18 protein-coding genes are annotated in these 21,490 nt (G+C 63.4%); 6 read left to right on the top strand and 12 right to left on the bottom strand.

Features of this window, described 5'->3' with window-relative positions:
• Positions 1-121 precede the first annotated feature (121 nt).
• Positions 122-1,909: a long-chain fatty acid--CoA ligase gene (locus FEZ59_RS20565; RefSeq protein ID WP_019749307.1), complete on the top strand. Its 1,788-nt coding sequence runs from the start codon at positions 122-124 to the stop codon at positions 1,907-1,909.
• A 56-nt stretch (positions 1,910-1,965) separates the two neighbouring features.
• Here FEZ59_RS20565 and FEZ59_RS20560 read toward each other — a convergent pair whose 3' ends face one another.
• The 3 genes from FEZ59_RS20560 to FEZ59_RS20550 all read right to left on the bottom strand — a co-directional run bounded on the left by FEZ59_RS20560 (position 1,966) and on the right by FEZ59_RS20550 (position 5,108).
• Positions 1,966-2,952, bottom strand: a complete 987-nt coding sequence (locus FEZ59_RS20560) for an NAD-dependent epimerase/dehydratase family protein (RefSeq protein ID WP_060939495.1) — start codon at positions 2,950-2,952, stop codon at positions 1,966-1,968.
• Between the two features lie 87 nt (positions 2,953-3,039).
• Positions 3,040-4,410 carry an FAD-linked oxidase C-terminal domain-containing protein gene (locus FEZ59_RS20555; RefSeq protein WP_060939473.1) on the bottom strand — a complete coding sequence of 457 codons (1,371 nt, stop codon included), beginning with the start codon at positions 4,408-4,410 and terminating at the stop codon, positions 3,040-3,042.
• On the bottom strand, positions 4,407-5,108 hold the full coding sequence (locus FEZ59_RS20550; protein ID WP_172933098.1) for an FCD domain-containing protein: 702 nt from the start codon (positions 5,106-5,108) through the stop codon (positions 4,407-4,409). Before FEZ59_RS20550 ends, FEZ59_RS20555 begins: the two co-directional genes overlap by 4 nt.
• 92 nt (positions 5,109-5,200) lie before the next feature.
• Between FEZ59_RS20550 and FEZ59_RS20545 the strand changes: the two genes are divergently transcribed.
• Positions 5,201-5,818, top strand: coding sequence for an isochorismatase family cysteine hydrolase (locus FEZ59_RS20545; RefSeq protein ID WP_042952418.1), 618 nt, complete (start codon positions 5,201-5,203; stop codon positions 5,816-5,818).
• Between the two features lie 5 nt (positions 5,819-5,823).
• Here FEZ59_RS20545 and FEZ59_RS20540 read toward each other — a convergent pair whose 3' ends face one another.
• Positions 5,824-6,465 (bottom strand): alpha/beta fold hydrolase, encoded by a 642-nt coding sequence (locus FEZ59_RS20540; RefSeq protein WP_029255791.1) that lies wholly within the window; start codon positions 6,463-6,465, stop codon positions 5,824-5,826.
• 83 nt (positions 6,466-6,548) lie between these two features.
• Between FEZ59_RS20540 and FEZ59_RS20535 the strand changes: the two genes are divergently transcribed.
• Positions 6,549-9,992 carry a TM0106 family RecB-like putative nuclease gene (locus tag FEZ59_RS20535; RefSeq protein WP_172933097.1) on the top strand — a complete coding sequence of 1,148 codons (3,444 nt, stop codon included), beginning with the start codon at positions 6,549-6,551 and terminating at the stop codon, positions 9,990-9,992.
• Between the two features lie 45 nt (positions 9,993-10,037).
• Here FEZ59_RS20535 and FEZ59_RS20530 read toward each other — a convergent pair whose 3' ends face one another.
• Positions 10,038-11,213 (bottom strand): amino acid deaminase/aldolase, encoded by a 1,176-nt coding sequence (locus tag FEZ59_RS20530; protein WP_020970184.1) that lies wholly within the window; start codon positions 11,211-11,213, stop codon positions 10,038-10,040.
• Between the two features lie 70 nt (positions 11,214-11,283).
• Positions 11,284-11,931: a TetR/AcrR family transcriptional regulator gene (locus FEZ59_RS20525; RefSeq protein WP_172933096.1), complete on the bottom strand. Its 648-nt coding sequence runs from the start codon at positions 11,929-11,931 to the stop codon at positions 11,284-11,286.
• 78 nt (positions 11,932-12,009) lie between these two features.
• Here FEZ59_RS20525 and FEZ59_RS20520 point away from each other — a divergent pair, with 78 nt between their 5' ends.
• Positions 12,010-13,323 carry a D-arabinono-1,4-lactone oxidase gene (locus FEZ59_RS20520; RefSeq protein ID WP_019749315.1) on the top strand — a complete coding sequence of 438 codons (1,314 nt, stop codon included), beginning with the start codon at positions 12,010-12,012 and terminating at the stop codon, positions 13,321-13,323.
• 3 nt (positions 13,324-13,326) lie between these two features.
• Here FEZ59_RS20520 and FEZ59_RS20515 read toward each other — a convergent pair whose 3' ends face one another.
• From FEZ59_RS20515 to FEZ59_RS20500, 4 genes are all read right to left on the bottom strand, one after another.
• Positions 13,327-14,292 (bottom strand): adenosine deaminase, encoded by a 966-nt coding sequence (locus tag FEZ59_RS20515; protein ID WP_019749316.1) that lies wholly within the window; start codon positions 14,290-14,292, stop codon positions 13,327-13,329.
• Between the two features lie 7 nt (positions 14,293-14,299).
• Entirely contained in the window at positions 14,300-15,061 is a 762-nt protein-coding gene (locus tag FEZ59_RS20510) for a crotonase/enoyl-CoA hydratase family protein (protein ID WP_172933095.1), read from the bottom strand.
• 35 nt (positions 15,062-15,096) lie between these two features.
• Positions 15,097-16,290, bottom strand: coding sequence for an AMP-binding protein (locus FEZ59_RS20505; RefSeq protein WP_031332046.1), 1,194 nt, complete (start codon positions 16,288-16,290; stop codon positions 15,097-15,099).
• A gap of 93 nt (positions 16,291-16,383) precedes the next feature.
• A complete protein-coding gene (locus FEZ59_RS20500) occupies positions 16,384-17,184 on the bottom strand; it encodes an enoyl-CoA hydratase/isomerase family protein (RefSeq protein ID WP_021344976.1) in 801 nt (266 codons plus the stop codon).
• On the opposite strand from FEZ59_RS20500, the gene FEZ59_RS20495 reads away from it, so the two are divergent.
• The gene (locus FEZ59_RS20495) at positions 17,183-18,583 is read left to right on the top strand and encodes an FAD-binding oxidoreductase (RefSeq protein ID WP_141488664.1); all 1,401 of its coding nucleotides are present in this window, start codon (positions 17,183-17,185) and stop codon (positions 18,581-18,583) included. The two genes, FEZ59_RS20500 and FEZ59_RS20495, sit on opposite strands and share 2 nt — an antisense overlap.
• Here the strand turns inward: FEZ59_RS20495 and FEZ59_RS20490 are convergent.
• A complete protein-coding gene (locus tag FEZ59_RS20490) occupies positions 18,543-20,027 on the bottom strand; it encodes a DHA2 family efflux MFS transporter permease subunit (RefSeq protein WP_172933094.1) in 1,485 nt (494 codons plus the stop codon). The two genes, FEZ59_RS20495 and FEZ59_RS20490, sit on opposite strands and share 41 nt — an antisense overlap.
• A gap of 2 nt (positions 20,028-20,029) precedes the next feature.
• Positions 20,030-20,653, bottom strand: a complete 624-nt coding sequence (locus FEZ59_RS20485) for a PadR family transcriptional regulator (RefSeq protein ID WP_019749322.1) — start codon at positions 20,651-20,653, stop codon at positions 20,030-20,032.
• Between the two features lie 144 nt (positions 20,654-20,797).
• Here FEZ59_RS20485 and FEZ59_RS20480 point away from each other — a divergent pair, with 144 nt between their 5' ends.
• Positions 20,798-21,487: a GNAT family acetyltransferase gene (locus tag FEZ59_RS20480; RefSeq protein ID WP_172933093.1), complete on the top strand. Its 690-nt coding sequence runs from the start codon at positions 20,798-20,800 to the stop codon at positions 21,485-21,487.
• Positions 21,488-21,490: the final 3 nt, after the last annotated feature.

Here is a 21,490-nt window from a genome sequence, read left to right as displayed (position 1 = left end):
TCACACTAAACTGCAGGTCAGCGCCCGACCAGTTCTACCGAATAGTAACGACAGTGCAAAATGACGACTAATGTGATGCAATGCACATCAGAAATGTCAGTAGTCACTGGAGGGGTCAATAGTGCGCGAGTTCTCAGTTCCACAGTCGTTCTCAATTCCGGAGAACGTATCCATGGCCGACTCCGTGTTCCGTCACGCCGAAGAAGACCCCACATTCGTGCCGTTCAAGAGGCCGTCGAACGGTGGATGGGTCGACGTCACTGCAGCTGAATTCGCGAAGCAGGTCTCCGCAGTTGCCAAGGGCCTGATCGCTTCGGGCGTCGAGCTCGGCGACCGCGTCGCTATCCTGTCAGCAACTCGCTACGAGTGGGTCGTTCTCGACTACGCCATCTGGACTGCCGGCGGATGCACCGTCGCGATCTACGAGACCTCCTCCCCTGATCAGGCGCAGTGGATCCTCGAGGATTCGGCGACAACACTTCTGGTCGTCGAAACGGCCAAGCACGCGGAAACTCACAAGGAAGTCACCGACGGTGCAGAAGCCCTCCGCGAGGTTCTGGTCATCGAGTCAGGTGCTATCGACGAGCTGTCCAGTCGCGGATCGGCAATCACCGACGAAGAACTGCACACTCGTCGTCACCAGGTCACCGCTGCCTCGCCCGCGACCCTGATCTACACCTCCGGAACCACCGGACGCCCCAAGGGTGTCCAGCTGACGCACTCCAACTTCTACGCCGAGTCCAACGCCTGCCGCCTGGCGATGCCGGAGTCGATGGTCCCCGGCAAGAAGACGCTGATGTTCCTGCCGCTCGCCCACGTATTCGCGCGAGCTATCTCCTTCGGCGCTTTCGACGCCAAGGTCACCGTCGCCCACACGTCGGATCTGACGACGCTCCTCGAGCAGTTCGCCGGTTTCAAGCCCAACTTCATCCTCTCGGTACCGCGCGTGTTCGAGAAGGTGTACAACTCGGCTCGCCAGAAGGCAGTCGACGGCGGTAAGGGCAGCATCTTCGACAAGGCTGCCGCCACTGCCATCGAATACAGCGAGTCCCTCGAAAAGGGTGGCCCCGGGCTGGCACTCAAGCTCAAGCATGCGGTATTCGACAAGCTCGTCTACTCGAAGTTGCGCGCAGCTCTGGGCGGCGAGTGCGAGCGTGCAGTCTCCGGTGGCGCCGCCCTCGGCGCGCGTCTCGGCCACTACTTCCGCGGCGTCGGCATCCCGATCTACGAGGGCTACGGACTCACCGAGACCAGCGCCGCAATCACCGTCAACACCTCGAGCGCGCAGCGCGTCGGCACCGTCGGCAAGCCGATCAACGGCCATGCAGCACGGATCGCCGAGGACGGCGAACTCCTCCTGCAGGGCCCGGTCGTCTTCGCCGGCTACTGGCACAACGACAAGGCGACGGCCGAATCGATCGTCGACGGCTGGTTCCACACCGGCGACCTCGGATCGATCGACAACGAGGGCTACGTCTCCATCACCGGGCGCAAGAAGGAAATCATCGTCACGGCCGGAGGCAAGAACGTCGCACCGGCAGGCCTCGAGGATTCCCTGCGTGCGCACGCTCTGATCAGCCAGTGCCTCGTCGTCGGCGACGGTCAGCCGTTCATCGGTGCACTGATCACCCTCGATCCGGAGACTCTGCCCGGTTGGGTCGAGCGCAACGGCCTGCCCGCCGGCACCGCGATCGCGGATCTGGTGAAGAACGCCGACCTGATCGCCGAGATCGACTCGGCCGTTGCCGACGCGAACAAGAAGGTCTCCAACCCCGAGCAGATCAAGAAGTACACGATCCTCGAGGTCGACTTCACCCAGGAGACCGGTGAATTGACGCCGACGCTCAAGCTCAAGCGCAACATCATTCACGAAGCTCACAAGACCAAGATCAGCGACCTGTACGCCTGATCGATCGTCTTTCACGAGTCTGGCCCGGTTCGAATGCGAACCGGGCCAGACTCGTTTCACTCCCCGGCGGAGAGTAGTTCCTTTTCGATCTCGGATGGAAGGCCGTGCACCGCACGATCCTCCCGCTGGGTCGGCAGAGTTTCCCGCTGCATCCACTCCCAGGTATCGCGCACGGTGTCTTCGACGGGACGGCACCGCAACCCTGCCCGCGCCGCCTTGGCAGTGTCGGCTTCGAGGAAACCCGCGAACTCGCCCTCTTGCGGGACCCAACACGGCAGTTGTGTCCACGGTTGCGCTCCCGCTACTGCAAGTCGGTCCTCGTCGATCCACACCAACTCCGCACCCGAACCGGTGGCGTCCACGCACGCCTCGAGGAGCCCGGAGGTAGTGGTGTGCCCGGACGCACTGATGACGTCGTACGTCCCGCTGATTTCGGCCGCCAGTCCGGACAGGACAAACGATGCGATGTCGCGGGCATCGACGTACTGCAACGGTCTGGTCGGCGCTCCGGGAGCAACGACGCGTCCGCCCTCAGCGATGCGCTGCAACCACCACGGCAACCGCCCGATGTCCTCGTGCGGACCGAGGATCAACCCTGCCCTCGCGAGCAGCGCGTCCGGGAAGGATTCCAGGACAGCGAGTTCGGCCCCGCGTTTGGCGGACGCGTAATCGCTGTTGTCATCGGACGTCGCAGATGCGGCAACCACCGGCGAGCCCTCGTCCACGTGCAAGCCCCATTGGTAGACGGATCCACTGGAGATGTATGCGTACCGGTCGACGTGACCGTGCAAGACGCGTGCATTCTCACCGACCACTCGGGGGCTACCCGACCAGGTGTCGACGACAAAATCCCATCGACGATCACCGAGCGCCTCAACCATCGCTCGCTGATCGGTACGATCCGCGAACAGAACCTCCGCGGTAGGTGGTGGCGCTCCGGTGAGCCCCCGATGGAGCACTGTCACTTCCCAGCCCCGCGCCAGGGCGTCGTCGACGAGGGCACGGCCGAGGAACCGTGTTCCTCCGAGCATCAGCAGCTTCATGACGGCCATCGTCACTCGAAAAGCGTCGTGCAGCAACAAGTTCGTCTGGTAGCGCAATTTCCGACGAGTGAGGGTCGGACGAAGCGCTCAGATACCCCGTCCGGGATTGAGAATGCTCTTCGGATCGAATGCGGCCTTCACCGCAAGCATCAACTGGCGTTCGGTCTGGCCGACCATATCTGCCATGTACGGCGCTTTGAGAACCCCGATACCGTGTTCACCGCTGATCGTTCCGCCCAACGCCAGTGCGCCGGCAACGATGTCGTCGAAAGCTCCGCGTGCACGATCCTGCGCTCCCGTTTCGGCAGCGTCGAACACGATGGTCGGGTGGAGATTGCCGTCGGCGGCGTGGCCGAAGGTTCCGATCGTGACACCGTGGCGATCGGCCGCTTCACGAATGCATTCCAACATGGACGGCAACGCCGGCACCGGCACCGCGACGTCGTCGAGAAGTACCGTGCCCAACGCCTCGAGAGCTGGCAACGCCATCCGGCGGGCGGCAGTGAACTCTTCACCTTCCACGGGATCGTCGGTGTGGAAAACCTCTCGAGCCCCGGCACTTTCGCACGCCGCGGCGCAGTCCGCTGCCTCGGCGGCCGCCGACCTACCGTCGCACTGGATGAGCAGCATCGCCCCGGCCGATTCGTCCAACCCCATCTTCGTCAGCCGATTGACCGCGCCGATGGTGACGTCGTCCATCAACTCCATCTGACACGGTTCGGCCACTGCCGACACGGCGAGGACGGCATCGATCGCGGACTCCGCGGAATCGAAGAAGGCGACGACGGTGGTCGCCGCAGTGGGCGCCGTACGCAATCGCATCGTGGCTTCGACGATGACCGCGAGCGTTCCCTCCGAGCCCACGAGCAGATGTGTCAGGTCCAGCCCCGCAACATTTTTGCGCGTCCGTGCACCGGTACGGACCACACGCCCGTCGGCGAGTACCGCCGTCAGGGCCGCGACGTGATCACCGGTGACGCCGTACTTGGCGCAACAGATGCCGCCTGCATTTGTCGCCAGATTGCCGCCGATACTCGAGATGGCCCGACTTCCCGGATCCGGTACGTACCAAAGACCCTGCTGTGCAGCAGCTTCCGCCAGGTCACCATTGATCACTCCGGGCTCCACCGTGGCGGTGCGCGCGGCAGGATCGATCTCGAGAATGCGATCCATGCCCGCGACGCTCAAGACGATGCACCCGTCGAGCGCATTGGCAGCGCCGGCCAACCCGGTACCTGCCCCTCGTGTCACCACCGGAACGGAGAGTTCGTGCGCCACTGTCATAACCGCGACGACGTCGTCGACCGTCTTCGCCTTGACCAGCGCGGCGGGCCTTCCGGCTGCAGTGAGCAGTGATTGATCCCGGACGTACGCGCCCATCCGGTCGGGATCGGTTGTCGCCCTGTCCCCCACCGCTTTCTGCAAGCGTTCGCCCAACAGATCGATACTCGTGGTCATTCCGTTCGTCCTTCGTAGAATCCGCGCACATGGCGCTCGACCAAATCGGCGGCCTCGTCAGCTGCGCCGCGCTCGATCGCGTCGGCGATACCCTCGTGCTCGGCCAGCAGTGAGCCAAGCGTGGCCGCCGAGTTCTCGCGCGAGTCGAGTTCGCTCAGCAGGTAGCCGGCGATGCTGTCGCGGAGAACCGTCATGACCAACCCGAACGCCTTGTTTCCGCCCGCTCCGGCGAGCGCAACGTGAAAGTCGACGTCGGCGTCGTGGAATGCGACCGAGTCGTCGGCCCGGGTTGCGATGCGCATTCGCTCGATCGCAGCCCGGGCGTCCTCTGGCACGGCGGCGACGGTTCGTAGCGCAGCAGCTTCGAGCAGCACTCGCAATTCGACAAGATCGCCGAGCGGAACCGCGCCCACTTGCAGTGCCGTACTGAGAGCGGTGGCCGCAGAATCGGCGGTGTGCTCGTGCGTCACCCGAGGCCTGGCAGTAGAGGTGGTGTCCGCGCCGGTCAACAATCCCTGTGCTTGCAGGACACGAAGTGCCTCGCGGACCGTCGATCGTCCCACCGAAAACGTCTGCGCGAGTTCCTGTTCGGTCGGCAACGCCTCGCCGACGGGAAGCGAGCCGTCGAGTATGGCAGCACGGATTCTTCCCGACACGGCAAGGCTGAGCGGCATGCGCGACAACGGAGTCGTATCCATACCGCGACGCTACCACCCCTTGCCTGCTTGTCTGACAAACTGTTTAATTGAGGAGATTCGTGACCCGGACCACAACAGACAAGGTGTCGACCATGACCGACAAGCTCGAATTGGATCCAGCAACCACAGCCGTCGTGCTCATCGAGTACCAGAACGACTTCACCACCGAGGGCGGTGTTCTTCACGAGGCCGTCGCTCCGGTCATGGAATCGAACGGACTCCTCGCGAACACCACTGCGCTGGTCGATGCGGCTCGGGCGGCAGGTGTCACCGTGATGCACGCACCGATCACCTTCGCCGAGGGATACAACGAAATCACCTCGCATCCGTACGGCATCCTCAAGGGCGTCGTCGACGGCAAGGCTTTCGTGAAGGGTTCCTGGGGAGCTGCGATCGTCGACGAACTCGCCCCGAAAAACGGCGACATCGTCATCGAGGGCAAGCGCGGACTCGACACTTTTGCCAGCACCAACCTCGATTTCATTCTGCGCAGCAAAGGAATTCGCACGATCGTTCTCGGCGGCTTCCTGACCAACTGCTGCGTCGAATCGACCATGCGCACCGGATACGAGAACGGTTACCGGGTCATCACACTCACCGATTGCGTGGCAGGCACCTCGGTCGCCGAACACGAGAACGCGATCACCTACGACTACCCGATGTTCTCGCACCCCGTCACGTCGAAAGAGGTGCTCGGCGCGCTCTCCTGAGAGGACTACCTGGAATGCGCGAGAAGGAATTCACGGCTGACGTTGGTGACACTGGCGTGAACCTTCTCGTGCAGCAGGTCGTGACCGGCGTCCTCGAACTCGCGCATTTCGACGTTGCGCAGCGTCCGCGCCCAGTCTCGGACGGGATCGACCGGGGCGATCCGGTCGTCGGTACCGTGAACGACCAGGACTGGGATGCCCGCGTCGGAGAGTTCCGCCCACCCGTGTTGCTCCACCGCGCTGCGCGGAATGCCGCACAACACCGCGGACGCGAATTCGTGATCGCGATGAGCCAGCACCGTCAGCGCAGTCACAGCACCTAACGAATGACCCATCACCGCCTGCGGAACGTCGGGCAGTTCCGCCAAGGCGATGTCAGCCAGCGCGGCTGCATCGGCAGCAAGATCGGAGAGCGGAGCCCCGACTCCCGGATCACCCTCCGACAAACCGTGCCCGGTGTGATCGATCGCCCACACGTCAATCCCCGACGCCGTCATTGCGCTCGCGAAACGGTGATACTGCCCGCTGTGCTGACCGAGGCCGTGCAGAAAGACCAAAGACACAGTGGGCACTGCGCCCCCTGCCGCCGGCCAATGCCGAAAGTGCACCTGACCGGTTCGTCCGTCGAAGAAGGGCATGCTCGTCATTCTGCACTCTCCTACGGGTATCCGCGGGCGGTGGGCGATTACTGGTGGGTTGCCTTGTCGGTGAGCGATGGCACAATCTCCGTGTGTTCCTACTCGATGATCAGATCGTCTACAGCGCCAGTGACCTCTCGGCCGCGGCCTCGTGCGAGTTCGCACTGTTGCGGCAACTCGACGCCCGAACCGGTCTGATCTCAGCCGAGGCGGCCGAGGCGGATCCGATGCTCGAGCGGACGTCGAGCCTCGGCGACTCGCACGAGCGCGAACAGCTTCAGAAGTTCATCGATCAACACGGAGACGGCGTCGTCGTCATGCCGCGACCGGAACACTCACGCGCAGGCCTGACCGCCGCCACGTTGGCCACCGTCGAGGCAGCCCGATCGGGCGCGCCAGTCATCTATCAGGGAACCTTTTTCGACGGCCGATTCCTCGGGTTCTGCGATTTCCTCGTCCGCGAAGGCGACACCTACGCGGTCTACGACAGCAAGCTCTCCCGGCACGCCAAGGTGTCGGCACTTCTACAACTCGCCGCATACGCGGATGCGTTGGAGCGCAATGCAATTGCCGCCTCCGATCAGGTTCATCTACTGCTCGGCGACGGCAGCACGTCGTCGCACGACATCGGAGACATCGCGCCGGTATTCGCAGCACGCAGAGCTGAACTCGAACGAGTCCTCGACGAGCACCGTGCTGAGGGGAAACCGACACAGTGGCTCGACGATCGGTACCTGCGTTGTGGTCGGTGCAACACCTGCAGCGTCGAAGTCGAAAGCCATCGGGACCTGCTGCTGGTTGCGGGCGTCCGCGGCCATCAGCGTGAACAACTGATCGTCTCGGGGATCACGACAATTGACGAACTCGCCGCGAGCACCGGCCCTGTCGAGGGAATTCGACGGGAAACACTCGACAAACTCCGTGCACAGGCCGCGGTTCAACTTCGTCAGGAACAATCCGGCGACGCCGAATTCGAGGTCTACGAACCCTCGGCGCTCGGCGGACTACCCGTCCCCGACGACGGCGACATCTTCTTCGACTTCGAGGGCGATCCCCTCTGGGCCGAGGACGGATCCACCGACTGGGGGTTGGAATACCTTTTCGGTGTGGTCGAAGGACCGGCGGACGACTACGTGTTCAAGCCGTTCTGGGCACACGATCGCGACGGTGAACGCCAAGCACTCCTCGACTTCCTCGACTACGTCACCGCGCGCCGAGAAGCTCACCCCGGCATGCACATCTATCACTACGCCGCGTACGAGAAATCGGCGCTGTTGCGCTTGGCCGCACGTCACGGTGTCGGCGAGCAAACGGTGGACACGCTGCTCAGCGAGAACGTGCTCGTGGACCTGTACCCGATCGTCCGTGCCTGCCTGCGGATCGGACAACGCTCGTACAGCATCAAGAAACTCGAGCCGCTCTACATGGGTGAGCACGGCCGCGACGGCGACGTGACCAATGCCGCCGCTTCGGTTGTCGCTTATGCCGACTACTGCCAATTGCGCGACGGCGGACAAGCCGACCAGGCCAGGGAACTTCTTCAGGGCATCTCCGACTACAACGAGTACGACTGCGAATCCACTCTGCGCCTGCGCGATTGGCTTGCCGAGCGCGCCGCAGAACACGGCGTCGAACTTCGTGAGCCGACCGGGCAGATCAAGATTCCACTCGAGGAGCTCACCGAATCGGAGATCGCGCTCCGCGAATTCGCAGGACACAAGGCAGGTTCGGCGCGTACCCCCGATCAGCAGGCAGCTGCTCTACTGGCTGCTGCGGTGGGGTACCACAATCGTGAGCGGAAGCCGTACTGGTGGGCCCACTTCGACCGATTGGTCACACCGATCGAAGACCTGGTGGACATCCGCGACGTCATGGTGGTCGAACAGTCCGAAATCGAGGCGGACTGGCACAAGAGCACCCCACGTCAGAAGAAGTTCCGTCGACACATTCAGCTGACCGGAAGTTTCGGCACCGGAACGTCTTTGAGCCCGGGCAGTGATCTGTTCGCTCTCTACGCAACCCCCTCCCCCGATGCTGTTGCCAGCGAGAACCCCACCCAACGCGGCACCAGCAGCGTCAAGGTCACGGCCGTGGTCAAGTCCGAAGGACTCGACGTGGTCACCGTCGAAGAACTGCTCGGCGGTGACGAATACCTCGATGCTCCAGTCGCATTGGCACCTGGTCGTCCGATTCCCACCGGACGCATGGAGAAGTCCATCGCCGCTGCCGCATCCGGCGCCAGCGAGATCCTGCCCGAACTGCCACCCGTAGCAGCGGTCGACATTCTCCGGCGCAGCACCCCGAGGACACGCTCGGGTTCACCGCTCCCGCCCGTCGGCACCGACAACAACTACGCGGACGCCATCACCGCCGCACTTCTCGACCTCGATGATTCCTACGTGGCAGTACAGGGTCCCCCTGGTACGGGCAAGACCTACACGGGTGCTCGTGTCGTCAAGACACTAATCGAACAACATCAGTGGCGAATCGGAGTCGTGGCTCAGTCACATTCGGTGGTCGAGAACATGCTCGGCGGCATTCTGAAGGCCGGCGTGGACCCTGCACTGGTCGCGAAGAAGGGCAGCCGCAGCAAGACCGCAGAATGGCAGGACATCGCATCCGAAGAATATGCGGGATTCATCGCCGAGGCCGAAGGCGTCGGCTGCGTCATCGGCGGCACTGCGTGGGACTTCGCGAACACCGATCGTGTTCCGGCGGGCAGCTTGGACCTGCTCGTGGTCGACGAGGCGGGCCAGTTCGCGCTCGCCAACACCATTGCCGTCGCGATTTCCGCGCGAAACCTGTTGCTGCTGGGCGATCCGCAGCAGTTGCCGCAGGTGAGCCAAGGTACTCACCCCGAACCTGTCGACGAATCGGCGCTCGGTTGGCTCGCCGAGGGACACGGCGCACTGCCACCCGAACTCGGCTATTTCCTCGAGAAGACTTGGCGGATGCACCCGGATCTGTGTGCGCCCGTGTCCGCACTGTCGTACGAGGGCAAGCTCCATTCTCAGGAAACCGTGAGTGCGGCAAGAAAACTCGACGGACTCGCTGCCGGAGTGCACACGGTGTTCGTCGATCACCGCGGCAATTCCACGTACTCCCCGGAAGAGTCCCAGGAAATCGTTCGCCAGATCCAGGGCCTTCTCGGTACGCCATGGACCGATCCGAGCGAGTTCGAGGGAACCCGGCCCCTGGAGCAGTCGGACATCCTCGTGGTCGCGGCATACAACGCCCAGGTCGGCACCGTCGAGCGCGATCTCACCGAAGCCGGTCTCACGGAGGTCGAGGTCGGGACCGTCGACAAGTTCCAGGGCCGCGAGGCCGCGGTGGCAATCGTGTCGATGGCCGCATCTGCCGTCGAGGACGTCCCGCGAGGAATGTCGTTCCTCCTGTCGCGGAACCGCCTCAATGTTGCTGTCTCCCGCGGCAAGTGGTGCGCGATCATCGTCCGATCACACGCGTTGACGCAGTACATGCCGAGCACGCCCGCAGGATTGGTGGAGCTGGGCGCGTTCATGAGGTTGACGAGCTAGCCGAATGTTTTCACACCCAAAGCCTGTCCTACCCGAAACACTGTCCTACCCGAAACACTGCCCTTCGCCGCGGTAGGTGGGAACCGAGGTTCGGGTGCCGTCGGCTTCGACCACATACACGCGGTCGAAGCGCTCGCACAGCTCGCCGGCTTTGGCGTGACGGAACCATACGCGGTCGCCGATCGCGATGTTTCCGGCTTCCTTCCCGGTGACCGGCGTCTGGACTTCGCCGGCTCCTTCGTTGCGGAGCAGTTTGAGACCAGCGGGCCAGACCGGTGACGGAACGCGGGTGGCTCCGGCAGGTCCCGACGCGATGTATCCGCCGCCGAAAAGGGTCGTGACCGACGGCGTCGGCTTGCGCACGGCCGACAGCGCGAAGAACAGCGCCGGATCGGGACGGAAGGCTCGGTAGCGGTCGAACAGGGTCGGTACGTACAGTCCGGAGCCTGCTGTTACCTCGGTCACCACAGGATCGGCCGAGCTGACCTCCAGCGACCCCGTACCGCCGCTGTTGACGATCTCGAGTGCACCCACGGCATCGGTGACGGCCGCGACCACAGCGCCCCTTCTGGACGCCAGTTCGCGTGCAGAGGCCTTCTTGACCCAACCGATCGGAGCGCTGGTGTCCGGGAGGCCGGCGATCTGGGCCTCGTAGAACATCACTCCGACAACTGAGAATCCGCGCTGGCGAGCACGGGCCGCGAGTGCGGCGACCGCGGCAGGTTCGCGCAGCGGCGAGCGTCGTACACCCAGATGGATCGGACCGATCCGAAGTGACGCATCGACGTCGAGACACACCCGGACAGGCGCATCTCCCGTCGACGCCGAACGAATGAGATCCAACTGCGCATCGTCGTCGACCATCAAGGTGATCGATTGGAGGGCGGTGTCATCGGCAGCGAGATCCGCGATGGCGCCACGATCGGCGGTCGGGTATCCCATCAGGATGTCCCGTGCGCCGAGCCCGACCAGCCACAGAGCCTCGCGCAGTGAGTACGCCATGATTCCGCGGAACCCGCCGGATGCAGTCAGTGTGTCACCGAGAGTTTCAGTCAGAACCGTACGACAACGAACCGATTTGCTCGCCACTCGCACCGGGGTTCCACCGGCGCGGCGCACCAGGTCGGCTGCATTACTGCGCAGTGTGGTCAGATCCAGAGCAGCCAGAGGCGGGTCGAGTTCTCGCGTGGCAGCAGTGAGTCGATCGAGGGTCCTGGTCACAGATGATCCAATCGTCGCGGCGTGCGACCAGTCAATCACCAATCCTGGACGTATGTCCAGGATGGCGGTTCTACTGAAGCGCAACCACTGCTTTATTGGCGATTACCTGAACCATTTCTCCGAACTCGGCAATGGTCGCGTCGGAGTCGCGATCGACCAGCCATCGCAGAACAAGGCCGTCGATCATTGCAAGACTCAGTCGCGCAATCGAACTCAACGGCTCCGTCCACACCGTGCCCGATATCTTGGCGCACTCTTCGAGAAACGACACCGCGAGCTCATCCATGATTCGGTACTGCTCAAATGCAACTGCCCCAGCACGTTCGGCTCCGAGATTGCGACTACGCAGTGCCTGCGCGGTAATTTCGTAGGTCAACAACTGGCGATCCGGGGTTGCTTCGATGGTCGGCCACATTCCGGTCAGGCCGATATGCAGCAATTCCCTGAGCCCCTGCACGCCACTGAGATCCGGCGCATGGCGGACCTGCGCGAACGCATACTGCATCGACGCACTGAGCTGCAGAATGAGCGTTTCACCCATTGCCGCGATCAGCGCTTCCTTGCTCTCGAAGCAGTAATGAACGACGCCGAGCGATACGCCGGCCTCCTCTGCCACCGCCCTTACCGTCACAGAACTGACACCGCGCTGTTCCGCAATAGACAAAGCGGACTCGACCAATTGTGTGCGGCGTTCGTCCGCCGGAAGCCTGTTCAGCATCCAATGATCGTAGAACGCAAATGACAAAATCTTCGCGCAATACTTGCCTGGACGACCGTCCAAGTACATTATTGCGTAATGGCTTCGGACACTTGGCAGAACTGGGCGGGCACTCAAAGTGCCGCGCCGCGTCGCTTTGCGACGCCGACAAATACCCGTGAACTTTCGTCGTTGGTCGCCGAGGCCGCGGCGCGCGGCCAACGCGTGAAGGCCGTCGGCGCCGGCCATTCGTTCACCGGTGTCGCGGTCACCGACGGTGTCCTCGTCAGCCTGGACAACTTGAGCGGAATCGACTCGATCACGCCGACCGACGACGGTGCGCTGGTCACTGTTTTTGCAGGCACTCGCCTTCATGCTCTCAACGACGCCTTGTGGCAACGCGGATATGCGATGGCCAATCTCGGCGACATCGACGTCCAGTCACTGGCCGGCGCGACGTCCACCGGCACACACGGCACCGGCGCACGATTCGGCGGTATCGCCACACAGATTCGCGGAATCGAGATCGTTCTCGCCGACGGATCCGTCGTTACCGCAAGCGCAGACGAAAACGTCGAATTGTTCGAAGCAGGCCGCCTCGGATTGGGCGCAATCGGCATCATTTCGAAGATCACTCTCGCCTGCGTCCCGCGATTCACACTTCGCGCAATCGAGGAACCCGACACGCTGTCTCACATACTGGACACCCTCGAGAGCGATCGTCTGGGCTTGGACCACTTCGAGTTCTACTGGTTTCCGCACACCGACCGTGTCCTGACGAAGAGCAATACGCGACTGCCCGGAGATACCGAACCCGATCCAGTGGGCAAGGTTCGCGCGTTCGTCGACGACGAACTCCTCTCGAACACACTCTTCGAAGGTGTCAACCGCGTTGCCACCCTGGCACCGGCCGCGATCCCGAGAATCAACAACGTGTCGTCTCGATTGCTCGGCGCCCGGGAGTTCACCGATCGCAGCTACCGAGTATTCGCGTCTTCGCGCCGGGTGAAGTTCAAGGAGATGGAATACGCGATTCCCCGCGAACACGTCACCGAGACACTCCACGAAATCGATCGCTGGATGAAGAAGTCCGGAACAAACGTCGCATTCCCCGTCGAAGTACGTTTTGCTGCCGCCGACGACCTCTGGCTCTCGACTGCTCACGGCCGCGACACCGCATACATCGCTGTACACCAGTACCACCGACGACCCGAAACCGAATACTTCGCCGCAGTGGAAGCCATCGCGCGCGCCGTCGACGGCCGGCCGCATTGGGGAAAAATGCACAACCGGACCGTCGACGACCTGCGTCCTACGTACGACCGACTCGACGACTTTGTCGCTGTGAGAGACAAGTACGACGCGAATCGTGTGTTCGACAACGAATACTTGCGTCAGGTGCTGGGCGACTGACGGTCAGCGCCGCAGCAGTTCCGCTTTTCGCGCATCGCTCGCAAACGAGGCTTTGATCGAGTTCCGGGCGAGGGTGTCTCGCTCGGCCTCGGTCAGACCCAAGGCTCGGCCCAGTTCGGTGAAATTGTCGTCGACGTATCCCCCGAAGTAGGCCGGGTCGTCGGAGTTGACCGTGACGATCAAACCCATCTCGAGCATCGATCGAAGCGGGTGATCCGACAGCGAATCGAACACCCGCAGACGAACGTTCGACAATGGGCAGACCGTCAGTGGAATCTCCTCGTCGACCAGACGCTCGATCAGGGCAGGATCCTCGAGTGCCCGGACTCCGTGGTCGATCCGCTCGGCGCCGAGAATGTCGAGCGCCTGCCAGATGTACTCGGGCGGTCCCTCCTCGCCGGCGTGAGCGACGACGTGCAAACCCTCGGCACGCGCGCGGGCGAACACGTCCTCGAACAGTGACGGCGGGTTGCCGACCTCCGCGGAGTCGAGTCCGAGCCCGACGATCGGAGCCTGCAGGCGAATTATCTCGGAGAAGATCTCCTCGGCGTCCTTGACGGGCTGATCTCGGAGGATGGCGGCGATTGCCGCGCTGCTGAGCCCGAACTCGCGCTCGCTCGATGCCACCGCATCCATGATCCCGTCCAGGACCTCGGTCAGCGGAACACCACGGACTACGTGCGCCTGTGGATTGAAGAAGAACTCGGCATGCGCGACGCCGGCCGCAGCCGCCCGGCGGAAGTACGCTCGCGTCAGGTCGGCAAAATCCTCCGCGGTGCGCAGGACGGCCATGTTGGCGAAGTAGAGATCGAGGAACGACTGCAAGTCGGTGAACTCGTACCTCGACTTCAGATCGTCGATGTCCTTGTACGGCAGATCCATTCGATTGCGCTCGGCAAGTCGGTAAATCTGTTCGGGCTCCAGAGAACCCTCGATGTGCATGTGCAGTTCTGCGACAGGTGTAGCCATGTCGGTGTTACCGCCCCTTCCAGACCGGGGCGCGCTTCTCGGCGAACGCCGTCGCACCCTCGCGTGCATCTTCGGATGCGAATACCGGCGCCATGACCTGCAACTGCTTCGCGAAAGCTTCATCGTCGGACCAACCGCCGGCCTTGACGATGATCTCCTTGGTGACCGCTACCGCGAGCGGTCCGTTGCGGGTGACTCGATCAGCCAGCTCCAGTGCGCCGTCGAGCGCCTTGCCCGGTTCGGTCAACGTGTTCACGAAGCCGTAGCGGTATGCCTCCTCGGCGGTGAAACTGTCGCCGGTCAGCGCCAGTTCCAGAGCCTTCTGGTACGGAATCCGCTTGGGCAGGCGCAACAATCCGCCGCCACCTGCAACCAGTCCTCGCTTGACCTCCGGGATACCGAACTTCGCTTCGGACGACGCCACCACCAGGTCGGTGGCAAGCACGAGTTCCGTGCCGCCTGCCAACGCGAAGCCCTCGACCGCCGAAATGATCGGCTTACGCGGTGGCCCTTCCGTGAATCCGAGACCGCGTCCCGGCACGAGGACGTTCTCGCCGGCCACGAATGCCTTCAGATCCATACCGGCACAGAAGTTTCCGCCGGCTCCTGTCAGCACGGCCAAGGACAGATCGTCGTCCGCATCGAGCTCTTCGACCGCGGCGGCCAACGCGTGACTGACCGCCGAGTTGATGGCGTTACGCGCCTCGGGCCGGTTGATGGTGATGATCAGTGTCCGCCCGCGCCGCTCGGTGAGAACCTCGTCCGCCATGATGTCCCTCTCGTTTGTCGACCACGCTCGCGTGACTACGCGACGTTGCGTTCGACAATACGGACGAAGCCATCGGGGTCGATCTGCGCGGTGTCGTGAGTGCAGAACCACCCCTGGGTGAACCTCGTCGAGGTCGCTTGCGGCGAGTTCCAATACCGACGCGTGACACTCGGTCCACGGCACAACAACTCGCCGAAACCACCTGGCGCATCCGGGCCGTACAACGCCACTTCCATTCCACCGAAAGCGATTCCGACGCTTCCGAGGTGGGTGGGCGCCGACTCGGTTGGCAGAATGAGACCAGCCCCACAGGTTTCGGTTTTACCCCACCCGATCACATGCCGAGCGGCCGGGAACAGAGTCAGCAGCTTGGATTCCTGTTCGGCCGTGATCGGCGACCCGCTGCAATCGATCCACTGCACCGACCTCGAACCGGCACGTGCCGCCGGTCCGAGCGTGAGCAACCGTGGCTCGAGCAAGTCCTCGGGCCGCCCGGTCACGATGTCGACGGTATGCACACTCTCACGCCAGAAGTCCCCGGCGAGGACCACCGTTCCACCGACCACCAACGTCGCGAGCACGTGCACGAACTGCCGCACCGACTTGAAGTCGTTGTCCACCAGCAGATTCCGCACACCTTCGACGCCGTAGTCACGCGAGTGCAGAATTCCGACGATGGCAGAAAGCACGTTCTCGTTACTCAACTCGACGCCAAGCATCTCGCCCGAAGAATCCGCGGTGTACGCGAGGATCGCCATCTCGTCCGGGGCGGCGCCGTCGTCGATGAACGGAACACCGTGCGGGAGTTCCCCGTCGAGCACCAACACCGAACCACTGTCCGCGATGACGAAGTCCGCCGCGTCATCACTCAAGTGCACACCGACGGAGACCGGAACGCCGCCGGCGAGGATGACGCCGAGGCACGCCTCCATCCATCTCACCCCAGCGGCGACACGAATGGCCACACGGTCACCGATCTCGACGCCTCGCGACTTCAGCCCTCCCGCGACCCGCGACGCCTCGGCCCACAGCTCCGCGAAGGTGACCTGCTCGCCGTCGACCTCCTCGACCGCGACGCGCGAGGAGAACCGATGGACGGCGATGTCCAGTAGTTCGGACAACGACGGGTCCAGTTGGCTGTACCGAAGCACCCCGTCACCGGCGCGGGTGACGCGGGCGTCGGCGAGGAGCTGATTCGAACACGGGTATTCCACAAGCGTCGACCGCATCGATACCTCCACGTCACTGACAACCCACCGGCCATTCGACTATATGACGTGGATCACAGTTCGTGGAGGTCTCTGGCGATAATCGTCGCAAACTTACTTTCCGGAGTAGACCGCTTTGCCCGGTCCGACGTCGAGGAAACTGCGGACAGCGCCGCGTAGGTCATCGGTGGCGAACAGCGCACCGGACACCCCGGGGGTCACCGAATCCGCGTGGGCGATCCCGCCGGAACGCCAGGCCGCGACGATCTGTTTGGTGGCGTCGTGGGCTCGCGTGGGTCCGTCCGCCAACCTGGTCGCCAGGGCACGCGCCGCAGCATCGACATCGTCGTGAACTGCATTGACGACGCCCCACGAGTGCAGGGTTACGGCGTCGTAGAGATCGCCGGTCATGACCAACTCCCGAGCCCGTCCGGAACCGGCACGCTCGGCCAAACGCTGCGGTCCACCCATGGACGGCGTCAGACCGACCACTGTCTCGACCAGTCCGAACTTCGCCTTGGGCGCCGCGAGGATGATGTCGCAAGCCAAGGAGATCTCGAATGCAGCAGTCAGCGTCAACCCGTGCGCCGCATAGATCACCGGGCACGGCAATGCCTCGAGCGGATGGCAGATCTGGGCGAACAGTTGGCGCCACAACTCCGCGCCCTGCTCCGGGTCGAGGCCGTCGAACACATGGACGTCGACGCCGGCCGAGTTGACCTTGCCCTCGGCGCGCAGAAGCACCGCGCGCGGTGGGTTTTCGGTCAGCGCCGCAACATCGGCGATGACCGCGTCGAACATGGCCTGATCGAACAGATTGAGTGGTCCGTGCGCGAACGTCAGGACAGCCACCTCGGCACCACCATCGGTGGTGAAGCGCTCGAGACGGGTGGGATGCGATTCGGGAGCAGTCATGCCGCCACACTGCCACATCGAACCGGCCTACGATCGTCGGGTGGACGGTCTGAGAAATGCGCTCGCGGACGTTGTGGGACACCGGTTCGTCGTCACCGACGCCGACGTGTTGACGACCCGTTCCACCGATCAGACAGGGCGGTACACGGGCCGTGCCTGCGCCCTGGTCCGACCGGCCGATACAGCCGAAATCGCTGCACTGCTGAACGTGTGCCGCTCCCGCGGTGTACCGGTCACCGTTCAGGGCGGGCGAACGGGCCTGGTCGCCGGCACGGTGCCCGAACACGACGACGTCCTGCTCTCCACCGAACGCCTCGCGGCGATCGGCGACGTCGATCTTGCCGCCGGGCGGATCACCGTCGGGGCGGGAGTGACACTCGCGCAGGTACATTCCGCGGCGGCCGCCGCCGGTTTGAAGTTCGGTGTCGACATAGCCTCGCGGGACACTGCGACGATCGGCGGCATGGTGTCCACCAATGCCGGTGGCCTGCACACGGTTCGATACGGGAACATGGCCGAACAGGTGCTCGGACTCGAGGTGGTACTCCCCGACGGAACTACTGTGCGCCGGTCACCGAAAGTGCTGTCGGACAACTCCGGATACAACCTGCCCGCGCTGTGGGTCGGTAGCGAAGGAACTCTAGGGGTGGTCACTTCCGTCGACCTGAAATTACGGAAGATACCGACCTACCGCGTGACGTCGCTGATCGGTTTCGACGCACTCCAGGACGTCGTCGAGGCGGGGCGAGTGTTGCGCGCTCTCGACGGCGTCGACGCACTCGAATTGTTGGACGGGCGCGGTCTCGAACTGGCCGCACGCCATTTGAACGCCGCGGTTCCGACGGGGCGACCGTGGTACCTCCTCGCCGAGGTGTCCGCGGCCCACGATCCGCTGGAAGACCTGGCCGAGCTGCTCGAACGCATCGGCCCACCGCAGACCCCGGCCGTGGCGGTCGACGCCCCCGGCTCGACGCGCTTGTGGGCGGCACGCGAATGCTTCGCCGAGGTGGTCGGATTGTTCGGTCCCCCACTGAAATTCGACGCGGCGCTACCGCTGGACTCGCTTGCCACCTTCACCGAGGACGCAACGGCGGTGATCGCGAGCCGAGCGCCCGAGGCAATTCCGATCCTGTTCGGACACGTCGCCGAGGGAAACATCCACCTCAACGTCCTGAACTGTCCGAACGCCGACACCGTGTATCGCAGTGTCCTCGAGCTGGTTCGCGATCACGGCGGAAACGTCAGTTCCGAGCACGGGGTGGGCTCGCTCAAACGCAACTATCTGGACCTGGCCCTCTCGGCGCAGGACATAGCCACGATGTGGGCGATCAAGCGAGCCCTTGACCCGAGCGACTATCTCAATCGCGCAGTGATGTTTCCCGACGCGCTTCGGCACTGACGGCCATCGCGTCGTCGTGCGCGTCCCCGCGTAAAGGCCGGGCGAAGCACACCGACGCGACGAAACCGATGAGCAGCACACCCGCAGGTAGCCAGATCGACTCCGACATCGCCGTGCTGAACGGTTCACGGACGAACTCGGGGAGGTGACCCACGCCGGCTTCCGAACTGCCGCCGGTCAGTCCCTGAGCCGCCAATCGTGCAGTGATCAGAGCGCCGATCGCAGCGCTGCCGAGAACTGCACCCACCTGCCGGGTGGTGTTGTAGACGCCGGCGCCCGCGCCCGCCTGCATCGGAGGCAGGTTGTGTGTGGCGGTGGCCGCGAGCGGAGACCAGATGCACGCGTTGGCGAAGCCGATCAGGCCGATCGGCAGGAGCAGTTCCCAGATCGCGACGTCGGGAGACATCACCAGTGCCAGCCAACCCAAGGCGACGGCGAACAGCAGGAAGCCGGTGCCGGCGATGTAGCGCGGATGTGTCTTGTCGACGAGCTTGCCGATGATCGGGGCGAAGATACCGGTCAGCACTGCCATCGGAACGAGCAGCAACGCCGACTGCGTCGGGGAGAGGGCACGAACTGCCTGTGTGTAGAACATCAGCGGAAGGACCATCGACGTGATCGCAAAGCCCATCGCGGTGATGGCGACATTGGCGAGTGAGAAGTTGCGATCCTTGAAGAGCTCCAAGGGAAGCAAGGGTTCGTTCTTGTTGCGCGACTGGTAGAACACGAACACCGCGAGCAACACCACACCGGCGCCGATCAGGCTCCAGACGAATCCGTTCCAGTCGTACGAACTGCCTTCCTGGATTCCGAACACCAGAAGGAACATGCCTGCGGCACTGAGAATCACGCCGGGGATGTCGAACTTGTGCTCGCTGGTCGGCAACGACGGAACGAGCTTCCACGCGAGCAGGAAGGCGATGACACCAACCGGGACGTTGACGATGAAGATCCATTCCCAGCCGAGATTGTCCACCAGGACGCCACCGGCAAGCGGACCCACCAGGGTGGCAACACCGGCAACGGCGCCCCACAGACCCATTGCGGCGCCACGCTTGTTCGGCGCGAACGTGCGTGTGATGACGGCCATCGTCTGAGGCGTCATCATTGCAGCACCAAGACCCTGGAAAGCCCTTGCGACGATGAGCATCTCGACGCTGCCGGACAGACCGCACCACAGTGATGCGCCGGTGAACAGTACGAGGCCGATCATGTACAGGTTCTTCGGACCGAACCTGTCACCGAGTCGGCCCGTGACGAGCAGCGGCACCGCGTACGCCAGCAGGTACGCGCTGGTGACCCAGACGACCTTGTTGATGTCGGTGCCGAGGTCCTCCATGATCGCGGGGTTGGCGACAGCGACGATGGTGCTGTCCACCAGAATCATGAAGAACCCGATACACAGCGCCCACAGCGCGTGCCAGGGATTGACCTGCTTTTCCATCTTCAGTCCTTAGGTAGTGCGGACGAGCCTGCGGAGCCGGCCAGCCGGTCGAGAAGTTCTTGTGAGAGCCAGGGCATTTCGCCGCTCTCGATGTCTGTCACCAACGCGCCGATCCACTCTCTTTCGGCGACGGTCAGTGCGTGGGCGTAGTCCGCGCCCACCGTGAAGATTCGTGGTTTCTCCGCGGCCTTCACCGCTTCGTAGTCGACCTCGAATTTCGCAATCGTCTTGTCGAGGTGCGCGAGACGGATCCGAAGCATCTGACACGCAGTCGATGCGGAGAGGTTGTGCATCTCGGCAAGAGCGAGCGGCAACCGCGGATACTCCCGCACCGGAACCGCCAACATCTCGCGTAGTTGATGTTCGAGGGCATCACGGCCGCGGGCAGTGATCTCGTACGTCGTCCGCTCCGGGCGGTTGCCCTCACGATCGGTCCCGATCGAAGCCAGAAGTTCCTGCTTCTCCAACCGGGAAACCGTGTGATAGAGCGATCCCGGCTTGATTTTCACCAGCTGATCGCCCCGCCGCACCGAGGCGAGTTGGTACATCTCGTACGGGTGCATCGAACGCTCGGACAGCAGGCCCAGCACGGTGATTCCCAAAGGCGTCAGTGACACGTCACCCATGAGTCCCCCTCCCTGACAAGCCGCAGTTGCCTGACGAAGCCTAATTGACCATTTCTTGACTATTCCACCCGAAATAGTCCACATGGAATATACGACCTCCGTCCGTCTCGATCAACCCGTTCGAATCGGACTAGCCTGTAGCGAGTGGACGATCATCACCTCGACATCATCCGACTTGCCTGGGCGCGTGAGCTGGGACTCGGCGACTCGGCACTGCGTCCGGCGCACACGGCCCGGGTCGTCGGGGACGACATCCACGTTCTCGATCTGGCAGGCTCCGGTGCGATCGTCGGGCCACAGTGGTTCATCGAGCGCGCAGAGGACATCTCCGTCGACGCACTACTGCAACCGGCGCGTCTCCTCGAGATCGCCGGCGATCACGGCGGCCGAATCACCGGTCCCGTCGATCTCGCTTTCCTCGGCGACTACACGGACGCGCCACCCGACGAGCAACTGCTGATTTCCCACGAGGTCGACGACGCCCTCGCCGTCGCTGCGCTGTGCCCACCCGACGACAGCACCACGGCCGACCTCGGGAACCGGACGCGATGGTTCACCGCCGTCACCGATTCCACCGAGGTGCTCGGATGCGCGGCGTACTCCGAATTTCAGGGATTCGTGGCAGATCTCACGACCCTGACTGCTCCTGCGCATCGCCGTCACGGAATCGGCTGCGCAGTAACGCGTCTCGCTGCGGAGGACGCTCTCGATTCCGGGTTGATCCCGCAGCTACGCACGGGTCGCGGCAGCGCGATCGCCGCGACGCTTCCACGTAAAGCCAAATTCGACGTTCTGGGGGCATACGCTCGGGTACACGTGCACCTGCCCAGTTGACAC

Origin of the sequence: Rhodococcus sp. MS13, from assembly GCF_013277835.1 — a bacterium.
GTDB lineage: Bacteria > Actinomycetota > Actinomycetes > Mycobacteriales > Mycobacteriaceae > Rhodococcus_F > Rhodococcus_F erythropolis.
The sequence above is the reverse complement of the archived record's forward strand: the minus strand, read 5'-3'. Positions and strand labels throughout refer to the sequence as shown.

Bases quoted from the DNA above. Each gene is read 5' to 3' on its own strand.
- FEZ59_RS20485 (WP_019749322.1), bottom strand. From the start codon at position 20,653: ATGGGTGACGTGTCACTGACGCCTTTGGGAATCACCGTGCTGGGCCTG.
- FEZ59_RS20555 (WP_060939473.1), bottom strand. From the start codon at position 4,410: ATGACCACGAGTATCGATCTGTTGGGCGAACGCTTGCAGAAAGCGGTG.
- FEZ59_RS20560 (WP_060939495.1), bottom strand. From the start codon at position 2,952: ATGAAGCTGCTGATGCTCGGAGGAACACGGTTCCTCGGCCGTGCCCTC.
- FEZ59_RS20525 (WP_172933096.1), bottom strand. From the start codon at position 11,931: ATGCTGAACAGGCTTCCGGCGGACGAACGCCGCACACAATTGGTCGAG.
- FEZ59_RS20540 (WP_029255791.1), bottom strand. From the start codon at position 6,465: ATGACGAGCATGCCCTTCTTCGACGGACGAACCGGTCAGGTGCACTTT.
- FEZ59_RS20545 (WP_042952418.1), top strand. From the start codon at position 5,201: ATGACCGACAAGCTCGAATTGGATCCAGCAACCACAGCCGTCGTGCTC.
- FEZ59_RS20495 (WP_141488664.1), top strand. From the start codon at position 17,183: ATGCCGCCACACTGCCACATCGAACCGGCCTACGATCGTCGGGTGGAC.
- FEZ59_RS20490 (WP_172933094.1), bottom strand. From the start codon at position 20,027: ATGGAAAAGCAGGTCAATCCCTGGCACGCGCTGTGGGCGCTGTGTATC.
- FEZ59_RS20500 (WP_021344976.1), bottom strand. From the start codon at position 17,184: ATGACTGCTCCCGAATCGCATCCCACCCGTCTCGAGCGCTTCACCACC.
- FEZ59_RS20550 (WP_172933098.1), bottom strand. From the start codon at position 5,108: ATGGATACGACTCCGTTGTCGCGCATGCCGCTCAGCCTTGCCGTGTCG.
- FEZ59_RS20520 (WP_019749315.1), top strand. From the start codon at position 12,010: ATGGCTTCGGACACTTGGCAGAACTGGGCGGGCACTCAAAGTGCCGCG.
- FEZ59_RS20505 (WP_031332046.1), bottom strand. From the start codon at position 16,290: ATGCGGTCGACGCTTGTGGAATACCCGTGTTCGAATCAGCTCCTCGCC.
- FEZ59_RS20510 (WP_172933095.1), bottom strand. From the start codon at position 15,061: ATGGCGGACGAGGTTCTCACCGAGCGGCGCGGGCGGACACTGATCATC.
- FEZ59_RS20515 (WP_019749316.1), bottom strand. From the start codon at position 14,292: ATGGCTACACCTGTCGCAGAACTGCACATGCACATCGAGGGTTCTCTG.